This is a genomic window from Bacillus sp. ISL-78 (assembly GCF_018613455.1).
GTDB lineage: Bacteria > Bacillota > Bacilli > Bacillales > DSM-1321 > Peribacillus > Peribacillus frigoritolerans.
Genome location: NZ_JAGGQC010000005.1, coordinates 1 through 16,608, shown reverse-complemented (window position 1 = coordinate 16,608; position 16,608 = coordinate 1). Strand labels below are relative to the sequence as shown.

At 37.2% G+C, this 16,608-nt stretch carries 17 protein-coding genes; 10 read left to right on the top strand and 7 right to left on the bottom strand.

Annotated features, from left to right (window positions below; genetic code table 11):
- Positions 1-1,742: 1,742 nt before the first annotated feature.
- The 3 genes from J7I96_RS08615 (at position 1,743) to J7I96_RS08605 (ending at position 3,889) form a co-directional block, all read left to right on the top strand.
- On the top strand, positions 1,743-2,063 hold the full coding sequence (locus J7I96_RS08615; protein WP_214774253.1) for a hypothetical protein: 321 nt from the start codon (positions 1,743-1,745) through the stop codon (positions 2,061-2,063).
- A 495-nt stretch (positions 2,064-2,558) separates the two neighbouring features.
- A complete protein-coding gene (locus J7I96_RS08610; protein ID WP_214774279.1) occupies positions 2,559-3,011 on the top strand; it encodes a CBO0543 family protein in 453 nt (150 codons plus the stop codon).
- Between the two features lie 671 nt (positions 3,012-3,682).
- Positions 3,683-3,889, top strand: a complete 207-nt coding sequence (locus J7I96_RS08605) for a hypothetical protein (RefSeq protein ID WP_214774251.1) — start codon at positions 3,683-3,685, stop codon at positions 3,887-3,889.
- 262 nt (positions 3,890-4,151) lie between these two features.
- Here J7I96_RS08605 and J7I96_RS08600 read toward each other — a convergent pair whose 3' ends face one another.
- Both J7I96_RS08600 and J7I96_RS08595 read right to left on the bottom strand, forming a co-directional pair.
- Positions 4,152-4,469, bottom strand: a complete 318-nt coding sequence (locus J7I96_RS08600) for a type II toxin-antitoxin system RelE/ParE family toxin (RefSeq protein WP_251025463.1) — start codon at positions 4,467-4,469, stop codon at positions 4,152-4,154.
- Entirely contained in the window at positions 4,459-4,848 is a 390-nt protein-coding gene (locus tag J7I96_RS08595; protein WP_251025462.1) for an AbrB/MazE/SpoVT family DNA-binding domain-containing protein, read from the bottom strand. The genes J7I96_RS08600 and J7I96_RS08595 overlap by 11 nt, the downstream gene beginning before the upstream one ends.
- A gap of 573 nt (positions 4,849-5,421) precedes the next feature.
- On the opposite strand from J7I96_RS08595, the gene J7I96_RS08590 reads away from it, so the two are divergent.
- The 3 genes from J7I96_RS08590 to J7I96_RS08580 all read left to right on the top strand — a co-directional run bounded on the left by J7I96_RS08590 (position 5,422) and on the right by J7I96_RS08580 (position 7,927).
- Positions 5,422-6,048, top strand: a complete 627-nt coding sequence (locus J7I96_RS08590; RefSeq protein WP_251025461.1) for a MerR family transcriptional regulator — start codon at positions 5,422-5,424, stop codon at positions 6,046-6,048.
- A 466-nt stretch (positions 6,049-6,514) separates the two neighbouring features.
- On the top strand, positions 6,515-6,712 hold the full coding sequence (locus J7I96_RS08585; protein WP_214774224.1) for a hypothetical protein: 198 nt from the start codon (positions 6,515-6,517) through the stop codon (positions 6,710-6,712).
- A 393-nt stretch (positions 6,713-7,105) separates the two neighbouring features.
- Positions 7,106-7,927: a hypothetical protein gene (locus J7I96_RS08580; RefSeq protein WP_214774225.1), complete on the top strand. Its 822-nt coding sequence runs from the start codon at positions 7,106-7,108 to the stop codon at positions 7,925-7,927.
- 188 nt (positions 7,928-8,115) lie between these two features.
- Here the strand turns inward: J7I96_RS08580 and J7I96_RS08575 are convergent, their stop codons facing one another.
- On the bottom strand, positions 8,116-8,754 hold the full coding sequence (locus J7I96_RS08575; protein WP_214774226.1) for a ParB N-terminal domain-containing protein: 639 nt from the start codon (positions 8,752-8,754) through the stop codon (positions 8,116-8,118).
- Positions 8,755-8,801: 47 nt separating this feature from the next.
- Positions 8,802-9,101: a hypothetical protein gene (locus J7I96_RS08570; RefSeq protein ID WP_251025458.1), complete on the bottom strand. Its 300-nt coding sequence runs from the start codon at positions 9,099-9,101 to the stop codon at positions 8,802-8,804.
- A 376-nt stretch (positions 9,102-9,477) separates the two neighbouring features.
- Between J7I96_RS08570 and mobQ the strand changes: the two genes are divergently transcribed.
- Entirely contained in the window at positions 9,478-11,421 is a 1,944-nt protein-coding gene (mobQ, locus tag J7I96_RS08565; RefSeq protein ID WP_214925799.1) for a MobQ family relaxase, read from the top strand.
- Between the two features lie 1,197 nt (positions 11,422-12,618).
- Positions 12,619-13,350 carry an exosporium glycoprotein BclB-related protein gene (locus J7I96_RS08555; protein WP_214774229.1) on the top strand — a complete coding sequence of 244 codons (732 nt, stop codon included), beginning with the start codon at positions 12,619-12,621 and terminating at the stop codon, positions 13,348-13,350.
- 163 nt (positions 13,351-13,513) lie between these two features.
- Here J7I96_RS08555 and J7I96_RS08550 read toward each other — a convergent pair whose 3' ends face one another.
- Together J7I96_RS08550 and J7I96_RS08545 are read right to left on the bottom strand one after the other, a co-directional pair.
- On the bottom strand, positions 13,514-14,335 hold the full coding sequence (locus J7I96_RS08550) for a hypothetical protein (protein WP_214774230.1): 822 nt from the start codon (positions 14,333-14,335) through the stop codon (positions 13,514-13,516).
- A gap of 257 nt (positions 14,336-14,592) precedes the next feature.
- Positions 14,593-15,162, bottom strand: coding sequence for a tyrosine-type recombinase/integrase (locus J7I96_RS08545; protein ID WP_214774236.1), 570 nt, complete (start codon positions 15,160-15,162; stop codon positions 14,593-14,595).
- 324 nt (positions 15,163-15,486) lie between these two features.
- On the opposite strand from J7I96_RS08545, the gene J7I96_RS08540 reads away from it, so the two are divergent.
- Entirely contained in the window at positions 15,487-15,657 is a 171-nt protein-coding gene (locus J7I96_RS08540) for a hypothetical protein (RefSeq protein WP_214774259.1), read from the top strand.
- On the opposite strand, the gene J7I96_RS08535 is transcribed toward J7I96_RS08540, so the two are convergent.
- Positions 15,649-15,846, bottom strand: coding sequence for a hypothetical protein (locus J7I96_RS08535; protein ID WP_214774257.1), 198 nt, complete (start codon positions 15,844-15,846; stop codon positions 15,649-15,651). The genes J7I96_RS08540 and J7I96_RS08535 overlap by 9 nt on opposite strands.
- 125 nt (positions 15,847-15,971) lie before the next feature.
- Between J7I96_RS08535 and J7I96_RS28995 the strand changes: the two genes are divergently transcribed.
- Positions 15,972-16,229 carry a ribbon-helix-helix domain-containing protein gene (locus J7I96_RS28995; RefSeq protein ID WP_483861566.1) on the top strand — a complete coding sequence of 86 codons (258 nt, stop codon included), beginning with the start codon at positions 15,972-15,974 and terminating at the stop codon, positions 16,227-16,229.
- Positions 16,230-16,608: the final 379 nt, after the last annotated feature.

The window sequence follows — 16,608 nt, the reverse complement described above, 5'->3', positions numbered from 1 at the left end:
CTATCAAAGTGATGGTCATCATCGCAGCGTTTTTTCTTACAACAATCAAAGTGATGGTCATCATCGCAGCGTTTTTTCTTACAACAATCAAAGTGATGGTCATCATCGCAGCGTTTTTTCTTACAACAATCAAAGTGATGGTCATCATTGCAGCATTTTTTCTTACAACCATCATCGTGTTTCCAATGATCCCATTTCTTATGAAGATATGTGGTATCTACAAAAGGTTTATAAGGTTTTATTTTAATCCCTCTTTCTTTTTTCACTTTCGAGTTATTTTATTCATTAATAGAAAAACTGTTTGTACAATATAGTACAAACAGTGAAAATAGGAATGTTCATAGCTATTGTTATTAGTGCTAGGTGGTAACGTCAAGAAAGGTAATTGGCACCTTAACTTTTTACGGGGTCATGATATATCTATTGATTGGACGGGAAAATAAGAAAAAGACCCTTTTATAAGGTTCTTTTATGAGAACTTTTTCTTTACGGGCTATAGGACACGATAGAAGGTCCCTATATAAGACGTAAAAAAATACCCAAAGTTTAAAACCTCCTAATTTTACATGGTCAGGACTTTTTATATTGCTCATTCTAGTCTTTTACTTTGTTTTCATCTTTCCGATTTTGATGCAGATGTACTAAATTTAAATAGCTGAAACCGCCTTAAAGGCAACTAAGTATATAAGAACAAGGGGCAACCTCTCTCGAAGGCGAGAAATCCGGATGCGTTAGTGCCAAGAAGGCCGCCAAATGGCGGCCTTCTAGTTTTTTGAGTAATAGAGGGAGTAAGTTCTTTGTAGTTAGCCTTAACGCAAAATACCCCTGCATCGGCTTCTTTATGGCTGATACAGGGGAGGGCTTCCATGAATACTATCTCACCGAAATGGAGTTTTTATCCAATCCTAATTTTTCCAGGACAAACACAAATGACCCTTGTACCAACTTTTTAGGGTTGATACAAGGGCGCCTCGGAAGCTGTACAAAGCCCACCTGAATGTGTTTCTCACATTGTAACTTACCAGGACAATAAAACTACCCCTGCACCAGGCAGCTGATAACAGGGATAGACAGCATTTAGGTGTATCATTATTATCCCACCGAACGGGAGTTATTATTCAAACTGTTCAATAACTGCCAGGCAAAACGAAAAGCCCTGCAAACCAACCTTGGGAAAATTAAGGCCGGTCACAGAGGCAATCTCAACTAAACATCAATGTAGGTGAAGTTTATCTCATATGTATATTCCTGAACTAAAGCATTTGCATCCAATAAACAAAAAAATAAACCCCCAGCCAACCGGATATTATTCAAACCGTTCACACACGAAAACCCCGCAAGAGTACTGGGGAACTTTAGTACCATTGAGGGGTTCGCAGGAAATAGTTAAACAAATAGGAATATATCCTATGCCCATAGTGAAGATTCTGTTACTCAATATACAAAAAATAGCCCCTGCTACAAAATTAACTGTAAACAGGGGCGTGTTGGTACTATATATAATTTTAATTAGGTTATCTTGCTTACGCTTGTCTTCACTACGTTCGACAACAATCTTTGCCTTTAAGGCTCCTGTTTTTAAAACGTAAAAAAAGATAAAAATAGGGGTTACTAATTCGTGGCCGAATTGCTATTAAACTACTCACTTAAATAAAGGGGCTAGCTAAAAAAGGACAAGCACCCTCTCATCAGTGGACATGCATACTCTACAGAGTAGTCTTTGATGAAAGGAGGGGAACCAGATGAGTGGTTATCATAACAAGGATGATAATAAAAAAATGCAAAAAAAGGCAGCTGAGCTTTTGATTTTTCTCCAAGAACAGCAACAGCAACAACAGCAGGCTCAAGCACAAGCTCAAGCTCAGACAGTGACTGATACTGACACAGTCAATAACAAGGTTAAAAATAATGCTAATCAAACAGTTAATGTCAATGTCGATCTTGATATTTTGTTTGTCATTATCATCCTCATTTTTAGTGACGGATTAGGTGATGGCAAAAAATCTTTTAGTGAAGATACTATTGCCAAGGCTATGGCGATGGTTAAAACACTGAAAAACTAATGAGGTTAAAAATCTAAAATAGCTGGAAGGAGGGGAGTTTGTTCCTCCTTCCAGTTTTTCATTTTAATCAATTATTTATAAAATTACCTTTAACTAATCAACCTATCATGTATTGTTGATAGGAGGTCTTTTAGACTGATTTAGGTTTTTAGGAATATTTAAAAAGCGATAGCTTTTTCGGCGAATCCGATGAAAACTAACGTAATCAATGGACTCATTTTTTCAGGTGAGGTTGCTACAGAAATGGGATGATGGTCTGTCACATTTGTTGGTAGATGAAGCCCCTGAAGAAGGTGGACCAATAACTCTTCAGTTTATAATTATAAATTAATAAATGTAAAAGACCCGCCAATTGGCGGGCTTTTGAAAGTATGATTCTTACACTTATCATACATTCGAAATAGTTTTAAAAAGTAAGTACCCCTTTTACTATAGGGGCAGTTTAGTAATAGAAGGTTGTGTCAAAGATGATATTAAAAGGGAAAGTGAATGAAAATGTTTTTTAATACAATTTTGATATTTGTAATTCCTTGGATTATTGGCATATTCCACCTTTATAAAAAAGATAAACTGTTAATACCTTTAATTGGTTCATTTTTTAGCGTTATTGCTTTTACAATAAACGAATTAGGTTTTTATTTTGGTTTCTGGGAAGTTGCACCATTTCCTAATCAAAAAACTTTATCAGCATCACCTTTTAATTTGGGGATTTATCCTATTTTGGCAAGTTACATGATATTTTTTATAAAGAAAAACAAGAATCTATATTTGGTTGTTTTTTTTATAACTTTATTTACCACTTTTCTTGAAATGATATTTGTTTTTTGGGGGAAAGTAATTTATGGAAATGGATGGAATACCTATTTTACTTTTATTTCTTATTTGTTCCCATATACTTTAACGTATTGGTATTATATATATTTAAAAAAATTAAATGTCTTAACCTAATCTAAAACCTTATTCAACAAACGGGTGCGTTAGCGCCATAAGAAGGCTGCCAATTGGCGGCCTTTTGAACGTATAATCCTTCACATTAGCGTACATTCAAATTATTTATTGCGAAAAATGCCCACCGGCCGTTAAAAATAACATAGCCAAGCTTCCATATGCCCGTCTATTCACCTGACCTTTCATCGCCTTGTATCAAGCCTCATTGGTACGGGGGTTTTACTTTGGTCGATGAATAGCAGATTCTTTAGTTCAGGAATATACATATTGCATGATGTCCAGTTGCCTCTGTTCCCCGCCTCTTTCCCAAGGTTGGTGTGCAGAGTTTTTTTATGTCCTGATAATCATTGACGAATTGAATAAAAACTCCCGTTCGGTGAGATAGTATCCCCCCTAGGTCCTTTAAAAGATTTTTTTCAGTTCAGAATCGTTTAGGCTTATCGCATAAAAAGGTCGCCTAATTGGCGGCCTTATGAATGTGTAATCCTTTACATTATCAGAAAGTAGAAGTGGACTCTTAGGTCAAAACTAAAAAGCATTAACAAATCCAGTAAGAAAAGCTGCCTAGGAAAAGTAGCTACTCTTTTTTAAGCCATCGACATATTTAGATAAGATTTTTGTTTAGCATGTAATATACTATTTTTTATTCAAGTGTGGGGGTATAAGGCTAAATGAGTAAATTGGTAATTGAAAAAAAGAATAATGAGACTGTAGCTTATGTAGTAGATCGATTTATACTGGCAAAACTAGAATATAATCAAATACTAGACCTTTCACATACATTGAAGTCTGCATTTGATGTAAGTTCAGAAGATGAAGCAGAAACGCTGGTTAAGAATTATTTACTATCAATTGGATATGTTTCAACGGTAGACTAATATCTACCGTTTTTTATTTCCAAAATTATTGAATGTGGGTTCATTTTTTTTCTGCTTTTTCATTTCCCTAAAGCGTTAGTCACATACAAAGGATCCAAATTTAGGCCCTTTTTTCTTTTGTTAACTCTCAACATTAATTTTTAAATGAGCCTAAAGTAAAGAACATGTATATATACTCTAAGGGTGTTGAAACAGCCTCAGGCATGTTTTTTAGCTTACTATTATTCTGTAAATCTAAAAAACTTCCAGTCTAGAGGAAGTTTTACTTGTTAATTTTTGAACTTTTTATGTATCGTTTTAATTCTTGGTAAAACTGTTCTCTAGTGCCAGCTAGAATCACTAGTACTTGATTACCCTTTTCATCTTCTTGGATACTATAAGCAACCTCATAATTAGTCCCGTTATGGAAAATATCATAACCATAGATTCCAGCTAGATCACCTTTTTTTTGTTCACCCACAGCGTATGGGTCTAGCTGGATTTCCTTAAATGCTTCTTTAAATTTGTTTTTCAGTGGCTTATCTTTAAGTTTTTTAATAAATTTTTCAGTTGCTGGTGATGGTATCAGACTAAAAATCATCTTCATCTTCTCCGAAGAGATTGTCTATGGTAGTTGGTTTACCATTAGCTATTGTTTCAGCAATTAAAGAATCCACTGCCATTCCAATTTTCCCTTTGCGATTTTTAAATTCCGCGATTAAATCACTACCAACATAACCCTCGGCAACAAGATCAGCTAGTATCTCTTCAGAAAAATCCTCAAAACCTTCGTGTATAGGTTTTATAACTAATTGATTACCATATAATTCTAAGTTTACTTCGTCTCCAATGTTTAGTTTTTCATAGAATTCTTTAGGAATACTAATTTGTCTTTTACTCGAAACAGAAATTCTCTTTACTTTTCTTGGACGTCTATTCGGCATGGTCATTCTCTCCAGTTCTTTTTGTGCCATTACCATAAGTTATGTCCCTCCTTTAGAGTTGTATACCATATTTTAAAAATTCTTTATTTCTTGGTTTCTTTATTTCTTGGTTATAATATTAACACAACTCGGTTCATTTTGTATCCAAATATAATCAGTTAATGTTCCTAATCCACTTTAATTATGGCGTTTTTGCAATGTACCACCAAGCATTTGAACAAATGTCATTTGCTCTGGCAAGATTAGAAATCACTAATGATGTGATTGGTTCTTATATAACTTAATGCAGCGATACTCTGCCCTTTTAATTTCTGCATACTTCAAACAAAGATTAAAACCTTGATAAATCGATAAACTAAAAACCATATATTCATTGTTATTATTGAAATTTTGTACACAAAACGAACGTTTAATAAACAAACGTTTTTATTTATGAAACTTGGATTTTTAATTTATACTTAGATTCATGGCAGGATTTAACCAGGCTCATGAGTAATTAATATATACATAGCTCTTAGAAATAGATAAAATCCTTTGTAAATTTACTTATCAAACCTATTTATCCATCTTACCCATGTTTAGATCCATATTAGAAAGGTGGTAGGAAACTTGAATAAAAGTGAAAATCCAGGTGACGAAAAGCAAGCTGAAAACTTGGATAAAGGTTTTACCGTAAAAGAGGTAGCAAGCTTCATAGATGAAACTCCAAATGTCATTAGAAACTGGTTTAAGGAGCTGCGCCAATATATCCCGCACGAAAAGAGCGACAAAGGTAACGGCTATAACATTTATAAGCGTGAAGGAATAGAACGCTTCAAAGAGATACAAGCTCTTCACCGCGAACAAAACTGGAGTATGAAGCAAATAGAACATTACTTTGCTACTGGTGGAGAATCATTCAAGCCGGAACCTGAAAAGAAAGCCGGGGAATTGATTGCGGAAGAATTAAAAGCCATACGTGAAGAAATGGCGGCACTTAGGGAAGAAAATAAACAAATGAAAGAACAGCTTGATAATCAGGAAACTTTTAATAAAGAGTTTGTTATCCCAGGTATCCAACAAATAAAAGGTGAAGTATCTAGCATTAGAGGAAGTATAGAACGCGATAAAGAACTGGATGAATCCAATAGGGCAGCAAAGGAAGCTAAACAATTAATAGCAGCTGCCAACGAAAACCCGGATACTAACCCGGATAAACAAAAAAAGGGCTTCTTTGCTCGACTTTTCGGAAAGTGAATAAAGAAACAACTGCAATCCCCACAGAGGTACTAATATAAGCTTCGGGAGTGGAAAATACAGATGGAAAAGTAAGAGGTAATTCAGCTGAATTACCTTTTTATTAATGCTAGAACTTCCGGTAAGGTGCTTTATGTAAACTGAATCATTAAATATGACAAAGACTATAGGATTTTCCTTTTTCTATAGTTTTACGTTAGATGCCTTTTGAGATACCAAGATGTTTTCGGAAGTGAGTCTATCAACTCCTTATCCTCCCTTCGGTCCGGTACCGTTAACAGACACCATGGTCACACTTCTTTTTACGAGTACTATGGCCACATTATAAAAACTCAAAAACACCCTCATACACAGAGTCAAACGCCAATTGACCAGGTTATTAATCCCCGAAAGAGGGAATATTGCAGGGTTAAATACAAAGACTCTGTATGGGGCGGTTATGAGGTAGATAGAAGGGGTGTTATAAATGGCAGATGCGGAAGAATTAGCAGAGACTATAAAAAGGCGTCTTGAAGATATGGTTAGGCAACTTGACAGGTTAGATGAAGAATTAAAAGGAAATTTCGATAAAGTAAACTACAGAATAGACCAAAGTGTTATGGAGATTACTACACGCTTAAACAAGATAAAATCCACCTTAGAAAAAGGGAATCACAAAAATTAAAACAAATCTCCGGACTGGCAGCTAAAAGCTTGGAAAAGAACATCCAGCTCCTCTGTTTCAATCCTGACTCATAAACTATCAAATTTACTTGTTTTTTGGTAGCAATTGTTGGATAATTAACCATAACAAAATATGGACGAAAAAAAGAACTCCAACGTGTCTAAGTGGTGCGCTAACACCCTTAAACCGTTCCCCCTAATAGCCCTAGGGAAAACACTTGTCGAAGTTCCTTGTTACTAATAAAGTTATATCACTTATTTTAGTGTATATTGCTTTCAGTTTCAAGGAAAAAATATTGTTTCTTTCTATTTAGACACAATAAAAAAGACGCTGTTTCCCTTAATCTTTATCGGGATCAGTGTCTTTTTTATTGTCCTCTAAGGAGGAAATACCATGTTAGTCGCAGGCAGAATAGAAAATTTTAAAGAGTACAGCAAGTTTAGCAGCATAAAGGAATTTAACAACACGATTGAAATGTTCCTAGCCGAACATAAAAAAGATTTCACTAAAGGAGAACTGGTTGCGTTCAAACGCCTGGTCCGATTCTCTGCAAAATATGCAGGTGTAGCCAACGCCAAGATCGGAACGCTAGTAAAAGCTATCAATGAAAAATTGAATGGGTTTGGGATAAGCCGATCCACTTTTGAACGTATGCTAAGAAAAGCAAAAGATTTAGGTATCGTATCCATCGTAAATACGAAGAAATCTAAAGGTGGCAAAGGACATAATGTCTATATTTTCAACACAATTGATGTATTAAAAAAGAGAAAATTGACGTATTGCGAGAATCAAGAGAAGCCTTGCTGCAGTAAGGGTGAATCCTCCAATTTTAAAAGGGAAACTAGTAATCTTTTAGAAACTAGCAAGAAAAAGAACTTAAATATACGTAAGGATGTTAATTTAGATTCTACTTTTACGGCTTCTTATGTTCCTAAAGAATTTGTCCAGGCTGTTAAGCCTTTCTTTGATCATGCAGCCATGATTGAAGATTTTTGGAAAAGTGTTTTCCTTGATACGAAAGCCATTTCACACATAGTCGAACAAGAAACCATTACATATACGGCCATAAACGCCTTTAAACAATCCATTAGAGGCTATAAACGAGGAAAAGTAAAAACCAATCTGGTTCGTTATTTCACAGGTACTTTTAAGAGACTCATGGATCGGACATATTCGGAGCTTCCTTTAGACGCTTTTTCAACCAGCAATTCATAAATCTCAATAAGAAGCCACCAATACATATTTTTTGCGTGTTTTAAAAGCCCTTTGTACGATTTTATAAAGTTAGAACGATTTAAATGGCATTCACAGGTGTTAAAATTTTCTTCGAGTATAAAAGTAAGGTCGTAGTGTAAAAGTGCTTATTCGACTTCTGAGACCACTTAAAATACCTGTGTGCTTTTCTAGCTTTTAGCTAGAACTGTTTCTTTTTCATAGATAACAGGGACGATCTCTAATTCAAGCTGTTGAGCCACAATGTACCGTCTATAGCCATCTGTCAGCAAGTTTGTCTCCCGGTTAATGGTAAGGGGTTCATCTAAATGGCCTTTCTGTTTAACAAAGTTCACAACTTGCTGCGTTTTTTCAGGATTCGGGTGCGAGTTTAAAAACGCTTCTGGAACCACGATTGCTTTCCGTTCCAGAAAATCCTCGGTTCCTTTTGGAGCTTTTGGTTTTTCTTTTGGCTTTTCTGCTGCTTGGATCTTTACAGGCTTGGATGTTTCCTTTTTTTCAGGTTTTTCAGGCAGAATCGACACTTGAAAACAGATCAATCCGATTTCCCCTGGACAATCATCCACGGATACATCCAACGTTGGTTCGCCTTGCACCATGATTTTTTGTTGGTTGATATTTTTGGCCGTAAGGCCGGCTTTTTGGAGCTGTTTCTGATTGAGAAAGACCGTATACGTAATCGTTGAACCTCCTGGAAGCCCTTTTGGGGAAGAGGGGGAACCACTTTCCTCCATGTCAAACGTGTAAAAAGAGCCTTTCTGACATAAGGGACCTACAGGTTTTCCAGTTACCGTCATTTTATGTGGCATGCTCATTGTCCTCCTTTAGCGTTTTAAATGAATAGGGGGAAAACCTCTTATTTGTTCTGAAGCTCTCTTTCTTTTTGGTTTTTCAATTCATCAATGGAAAGTTTTAATAAATCCTCTTTTCGATTGGTGACCACCTTTTTTAACCCCCATGCGATTTTTTCAGCTTCCTCTTTGCTTGTAATCTCAAAATGATGTTCAAAAATGGCCCCAATCTCAATCAATCGTTTTGTCCGTTCTTTTCGTTCTTTTTGTTTGATTCGGCTCTCCATCTGCTGTTTTTGTGCCTTCATTTTCTCCATTTTTTCTTCTAACTCTTGTAACCTTTCACTATCCGTTTTACGAGCCATAAAACCAAACCCTCTCTTCATTGCCATAATTTTCTTTAAGTATAGCGAAATAGGTGATAGAATACTAGACAAAAGGCAAGAATCGCCACAATGAGTGTGGCATGATTCCCTGAGATCGAAGAGCAAAGGGCGCACTTATACAAACTTCGTTTGTGTGCGGTTGCTACGCAACGGAAAAGCATATTCGCTAGGAAGCGAATACAAAAATAAAAAACCTTCATTCGACTATAGGCCGAATGAAAAAGACGTATCCGTCTAGGGGACGGATACAAAAAGTTATCGCCATATCGGCGAAAACGAAATAAAGCAGCAACCATCTTCGATGCTTTCTGTTTTATTTCGTCCCTATCAAACCCATTAAAGGAGGTGCTCAATCATGGCCATTTACCATTTCTCTGCACAAGTAATTTCCAGAAGCAAAGGTCAATCGGCTGTGGCTTCGGCAGCCTATCGTTCCGGTGAACGATTAAAGGACGAACGAACAGATGAAACCAAATTCTATAAAAGAGAAGTCCAACCGGAAAGCATGATTTTGGCGCCTTCCAATTCTCCAGAATGGGTACAAGATCGGGAACAACTTTGGAATGAAGTCGAGAAATCCGAAACAAGAAAAAACTCACAAGTCGCAAGAGAAATTAATATCGCTTTGCCTAGAGAATTATCCCATCAAGAACAAACCGAATTAATTCGTGGCTACGTGCAAAAAGAATTCGTGGATCAAGGCATGATTGCCGATGTAGCGATTCACCGAGACGACAAAGAAAATCCTCATGCCCATGTGATGTTGACCACTCGCGAAATTACAGAAGATGGATTCAGCAAAAAAAATCGGGACTGGAACCAAAAAGAGCTGCTTCAACAATGGCGTGAGCAATGGGCCGTTCATGCCAATCAAGTTTTAGAGCACAAAGGCTTGGAAGACCGCATTACCCATGAATCCCATGAAAAACGAAATCTGATTATTTTTCCAACGGTCCATCTTGGCCATGTGGCTCATGAAATGGAAAAGCGTGGGGTTCAAACGGACCGGGGCGCCATCAATCGTGATCGCCAAGAATACAATCGTCTGGTCGTGGATCTTCAAAAATACCGGGAAGAAAAGAAAGCCCTGGAACAAGAAAAAGCACGGAAGCAAGAACAACGGAAACAATCCGAACGCTTCAACACGCCTGCAGAACGTGTTCACTTACAAGAAGCTTCTAAGCTTTTGAACGTGGATCGTGAATCTACCTTGAAAGAAATCTTTGTAAAACGTAAGGAGCTCGATCAGTGGGAGAATCAAGTACATAACGAGGACCAACAGATTCGATGGAAAGATGAAACCATCCGAGGCGTTTCTGAAACCTACCGTTGGATTCATATTTTTGAAAATCAACGCCAGCAAGCCCAGCAACATTTGGAAACAATCAATTGGATCAATCCCTTTAAACTAAAGGAAAATCGCATGACAAAGGAACAAGCCGAACTAGAGATGTCCAAGGCGGAAGAACAAATAACAGTACGGGATAAAACGCTAGATAGCTACCGTGAAAAGCTTGGCTTCCATACCGAAAAAGAATTTCACCAGATGCAACGTCAACATCAAGCCGAGTATCCTGGGCTCCTGGAGAAAAATCGACAGACACGTGGACAAATCAATCGTGAAAGAGACGTCTTAAAAAAGGCTGAGACAGCCCACCAGAACGCTTTTGTCCGTCAGGTGGCCTCTTTGTATCCTGAACATCCTGAAATGCTCCATATAAACCTTGAAACGGCTAAAAAGCTTATGGACATTAATCAAGGAAACGGAAATCAAGTGATCCCACTGGAGACCATCCAGAAAACGCTCAATAGCCGTAAAGAGGAAATTCAAAGGCTTCAGGGTGAAGTGGATCGTGTGAATCAGCATCGGTCACGCCTGCAGCGTGCTGAAGGCTATCTAAACCATTATGAAAAACAGCATGCCGTTGTTGAAAAAATCGAGAACAATCCTTTCTTGAAAGGAAAATTGCTTGTTTCAAAATCAGCTAAACAAGAATATGAACAGGTTATTTCTACACGGGAAAACTCCCAAGATTCGATGAAGAAAGAAGGCGTTTCTGGAAGAAAGGACCTTGAAAAACAGTTCCATACTTTAGGAAAAATGGAAGCGAGAGTTCCTGCATTTAAAGATCAGATTCAATCACAAGAAAAGGGCCTCGGCCTATTAGAGGGCATTATGAAGGGCGTTGAACAGGCAGGAAGGGACATGCAGATGGAACAAAAACGTCAACAGCAAAAGACATCAAAAGTTAAAATTAATGAAAAAAAGCGTAATCGTGGTTGGGAAATGGAGAGATAAAATATTCACTGTACTATGAAAGGTAGTACAGTCCCTCCCGCCCTAAAATATAAAAAAAGTAACGTTCTTGCTACATCAAAATGAATAAAATTACTTGAAGAAAATAAAGAAGTTGAATTAGTGAACAACGCTAAAATGTTTCAATACGTTGTTCGTTTCTTCTTCCGTAATGCCGATATAACGCAGGGGAACGGATGGCTGAGACTGATGCAGAATCCGTTGCAACATGGAGATATCCTTTGTGACTTAAAATATAGAAAAACCACTGGCCCCAGTGGTTTTTCTATATTTATAGGGGGGAACCGTTGATGCGCATCAATACATCTTGAGTAGTTTGCTCAAAGTCCTAATTTCTTCTTTTGATTATGATTAGATGTTTGTCCATTTCGGTTTCATTTTCATTACATAAAATATAATATCTCCACGAAAAGATGATCAATAGTTTAATTCAATTTATTCAAGATATATTAGAAAGTACAATTAATTTGGTGAATTCACTTCTTGCGATAGTTACTGATAATTTAGAAGAGATAATTAATTATTTAGTTCAATTACTTCAATCTCTGATACAATCTATCACTGCTTTTCTTAATTCACTTATTCCCCATAATTGGTGAAGTTTTAGAGGGAGTAGTCACTGCATTGTTCCAATTCTTCCAATCTGTTGTACAAGCTCTTATTGATTTACTTGGTTCACTCCTTTCCCCTGCATAGTAGGACAAGTACTATTTATAAGATGAATTTGTTGTAATTTTGGATAAAGCTCGTTGAATTAGTATAATTCTCTGAGCTTTATCTTCTTAAATTTTCATTACGTTAAATGGATTGATATTTCTGTTATAAACAAATGGGCCAGATCTAACCCTGTTTTTCGTCTCTATAGGGACTAGATGAGCATTCTAACTTTTCTAATCCAGTTGTGATTGGCAAAAGGGTAAAGTATGCCTTTTTCTTTTGTCTTCCGGAAAGGAAGAAAAGCCATGTTGGCAGCTGGAAGAATTGAAAATTTTAAAGACTACAGCCAGTTCTTCAAAAGAATAACCTCGTTTTTCGGATGTCCCATTTGGAACCATTTGAATTCTTGTTTAGGCAATATCTTCATTATTTAGATTTTTTTCTATTTAGTTACAGTTTTATGGACAAACAGTCGCGCAATATTAAAAAACAAAAATATATTATTAGAAGGAGGTGAATTTTATGTCATCTAATTCTAATTTTTGCTGTCCTCGCTGTTTCAATAGGATCTGTTGTTGTCCCCCTGTTCATCAAGCGTTCAAAGGAGATAAAGGAGATAAAGGATTTCCAGGAGCACCAGGTCCCCGAGGACCTCAAGGATTTCCAGGACCCGCAGGACCTCCAGGACCCGCAGGAGCTCCAGGGGCACCAGGAGCGCCGGGGGCACCAGGAGCGCCAGGGGCTGGTGCGATCATTCCATACGCATCCGGTACTGTTCCTGCTGTATTAACTACTATTGCAGGTGGACTCGTGGGTACTTCAAGTGCTATTGGGTTTGGAACCTCTGTTCCTGGTATTTCTATTCTTGGAGGCACAATAGACCTAACAGGACTTCCTAGTGAGGCATTTACGGTTCCGCGTGCTGGAACCATTACTTCGATAGCTGCATCCTTCAGCACTACAGTTGGATTAACTATTCCTGCTGGTTCAGTAACGATTACAGCACAATTATTTCGAGCACCAGCAGGAAGTAACACTTTCACTGCAATTCCAGGTGCTACTGTAGTATTAGCCCCCCCCCTCACAGGTATAGTTCCTATTGGTACTATTAGTCAAGGGTTTACTCCAGGGTTGTCAATAGCAGTAAGTCCGGGAGAGCGTTTATTGATGGTTTTCTCTATAACGGGAACTGGTGTTGGTACTCTCGCTACTACCGTGGTTGGTAATGCCAGTGCGGGTGTTGCAATCAGTTAATTTCACTGCATTTCCATTAGTCGAAACTCCCGTTATAAGAGCCTTAATCTTGTCGGCATTGGTTTTACTCACATTATTTAAAGGCTTCTGTAAAAGTAAATCTAGGGATTTCGTTTAGAATAAAATAATAAAGGCCTTCTCTATTTAGAGAAGGCTTTGATAGTTACGTAGAAGGAAGAGTATTAGTTGTTGGAGTAGTTGAAGATTCACAACGACGGTCATTTACGTCGCAAATACCACCATGTGAATCCACAATAACTTGTCGAGTCACTGTAATTGTAGTGCGTAGTACAATCTTGACTAAAATAGCATCAGTAGTGACAACGCCCGTGCCCGTGACGAATGAAACTCCTGGTTGAGCAAAGATCCCTTCTACTACCAATGCGGGTTCTATTACTGCATCCTCAGGGCAGGCACCTGGAAAGTCTGTATGCGCCTGGAATGGTAAATTCGTTGCAAGTACAGCTGTTGCAGGAGTGGTTGTTCCTGGTGCCAAAAATGTTACCGTAATAGTTACAGGAATAAACCCGATGTTAACTACTTTGTCCCTAATGATTGTCGTGTTACGGACAACACCAGATAGAGTCGGTACAACAGCTACCGAAACAATAGTGGATCCAACTGGTATAACAGGAGTAAACGCTGTAAAAGGAAATGTTGCTTCTGCAACCTTTTGTACCGTTTTTGAGCCTACAACTGAGTTCACTAGGAAACAGTCGCTGTTTAATGGTGCAGCGAGTTCGCGTGCTGGAGCTTTAAAATCGCATTGGCAAGCAGAATCGCAAGACCCACAAGACTTACATGGATTTTCCTGTTTAACTCTTGAATGATTGTCAATTCTTGATTTTTTGCCAAAACAGTCGCTGTCGTTAAAACAGACAGAACCCCAGTGGCTGTTTAATGGGTTTTGATTACCGAAATTCCCCACAAAATCACAATCCTTTCTTGTAACTTTTTTTTTTGAAAATGAAATGAGTTTTAGCATCGATTAGGACTAAAGTGCTACAAAAAGTATTTTCGGAGTAGTAATTACAATTTATATTATTAATAAAGTAAATGATTGATTGGACGGTTACTTATTTATCTGGACTGACTATAAATATTTTTGAAAATATGGGTAATTAAGTGGTGTGCTATAAGGTGCCTTCAGTGGCTACACATTTGCCCCTACATAAAAAAAAGAACCTTTTACAGTTCGATCATAAATGTAATGAGACGTTTTAAATTAGCGAGTACTTCTAATTACTGAAAGACACTAAATGTTTTTAATACGTTATTTGTTTCTTCTTCGGTAATACCAATATAGCTTAAGGTGACGGAAGGATGGGAATGATGTAGAATCCGTTGCAACATGGCAATATCCTTCGTGGCTTTGTAAAACCAATAGCCAAACGTTTTGCGTAAGGTGTGATTGCCCACATGTTCTACGCCAGCGAACTCTGCAGCCTTATTTAACTGCCTGTAGGCCTGAGTAGGGGTAATGGGGCCTTCTCCCTTCCTGGACGGAAATAAATAGGGACTTGGGACGCTTTGGGCGTACTCAAAGACCTCTTCGAAGCAATTCGCGATATACATGTCGCGGATTTTTTGCGTTTTGCCTTCCTTGACCCGGAGGATCTTGTGTTGTTTGCTTTTAAGGTCCAGAATCTGCTTCGTGGTGAGCTTAAGTAGGTCCCCGACACGTAGGCCGGTCTCGCAGCCTACAACAAACAGGATGTAATCACGTTCCGAACAATGGCGCTTCAGCGCCCATTTCATATCTTCTAACTGCTGCTGATCCCGGATCGGCTGCACATCTTTTGGTTGCGTCATCTTCATCGACCTCTCTCCCTTCAAACCCTTATGTACCAACAATTTGAATGTACGATTTTTCTTCTTTTTTCATTATAAAGAGAAAAAACGAATAAAGTCAATGAAATCAGGGTTTTGAAAGTACGATAATTCACATTATCGTACATTCAAATTGACATGAAAAAGTACCCTAACGGAGCAGGTTAGTTCAAAAATCATAGTTTCTTCAGTAACTACTAACTTTTAAAAAAATGGTATACTTCACTAACTAAGCCTTACTGCTCAAAAGTTATTAAATGTAATAATCCGGGTAAAAATTAATATTCCAACTGAAAGGAGAGTTATATGTTACATCCAGAAGAGGTTTACCTTGTTTTAAGGGATAAAAAACTGCTGCTAGAGTTAAAGGAAACAATAAATAACTCTCATATTTTCTACTTATCAATGATTAATGATCAGCTTTTATTAATTGAAAATGCTCTAAATGAATGTAACATTGATCCTTCACTATATTAAAAAGGGAAATCCGAAGAATAGTTGTTTTTTTGTGTCTTTATATCCTCGTGATGCTGCCTCTTCTAAGTAGTATTTAGATAAATGGACAGCAGACTTCACCGTTCTTACCTTACTTTGTACTAGAGAATTTTCCCTAGAAGTAATGTCCAGAATCTTTGTCGTATTCATTGTCTTTAAGTCTTTAGCCATCCTTTTCACTCCTTATTCATTCAATTTCTGTATCAGTTACCTTATTAACATAAACAGAATATGTATTTGTTTATGTTTATTAAGTTAACTTATAATAGAATAAAACTTTTAAGGAGGAACGCCATATTAATTCTGAAATAAGAAAGCCCCTAAACACTTCCCTCAATGCTTATTTAAGTAATAGACTCAATCATTTAGCTGAGAAAAGAAATATACCCATTGAAAGGCTTATGGACAAAGCTGTAGATCTGTTACTTGAATATATGGAGAGCAATGAGACTGTTATTCAACAGGTCAGAGCTCGCAATTCGGATTTGATTGAAAGAAATAATGAAATAATTCAAAAGGGCAGAGATTTTATAAATAAAAAAAATAACTCATAAGTATAAAAAGCACTTACCATTAAGGGTAGAGGTGCTTTTGTCCAACAAACTTCCTGTTGGGACTAGGATTTTTTAGCCAAAGAAAGAGGCGATATTTTAATCGTTGAATCCAATGTCATAGCAATAGTTGAAGGCTAGAGCCAACGGCATTACTAATGATAAGTCTATAAAAATGTGAAGATATACACTTAAATAACAGGTGCGTTAGCGCCATAAAAAGGCCGCCAATTGGCGNNGGGCAGAATAGCCCTATAAAAATATAATTATACTTAGATTGAATAAAAAAATCCCAACCAATAAAGGTCGGAGATATATTTGGGGTGGTCTTAAGTACCTTAATCAAGTACTAGATCAAAGCACTTTCCATTTAACAAACTAC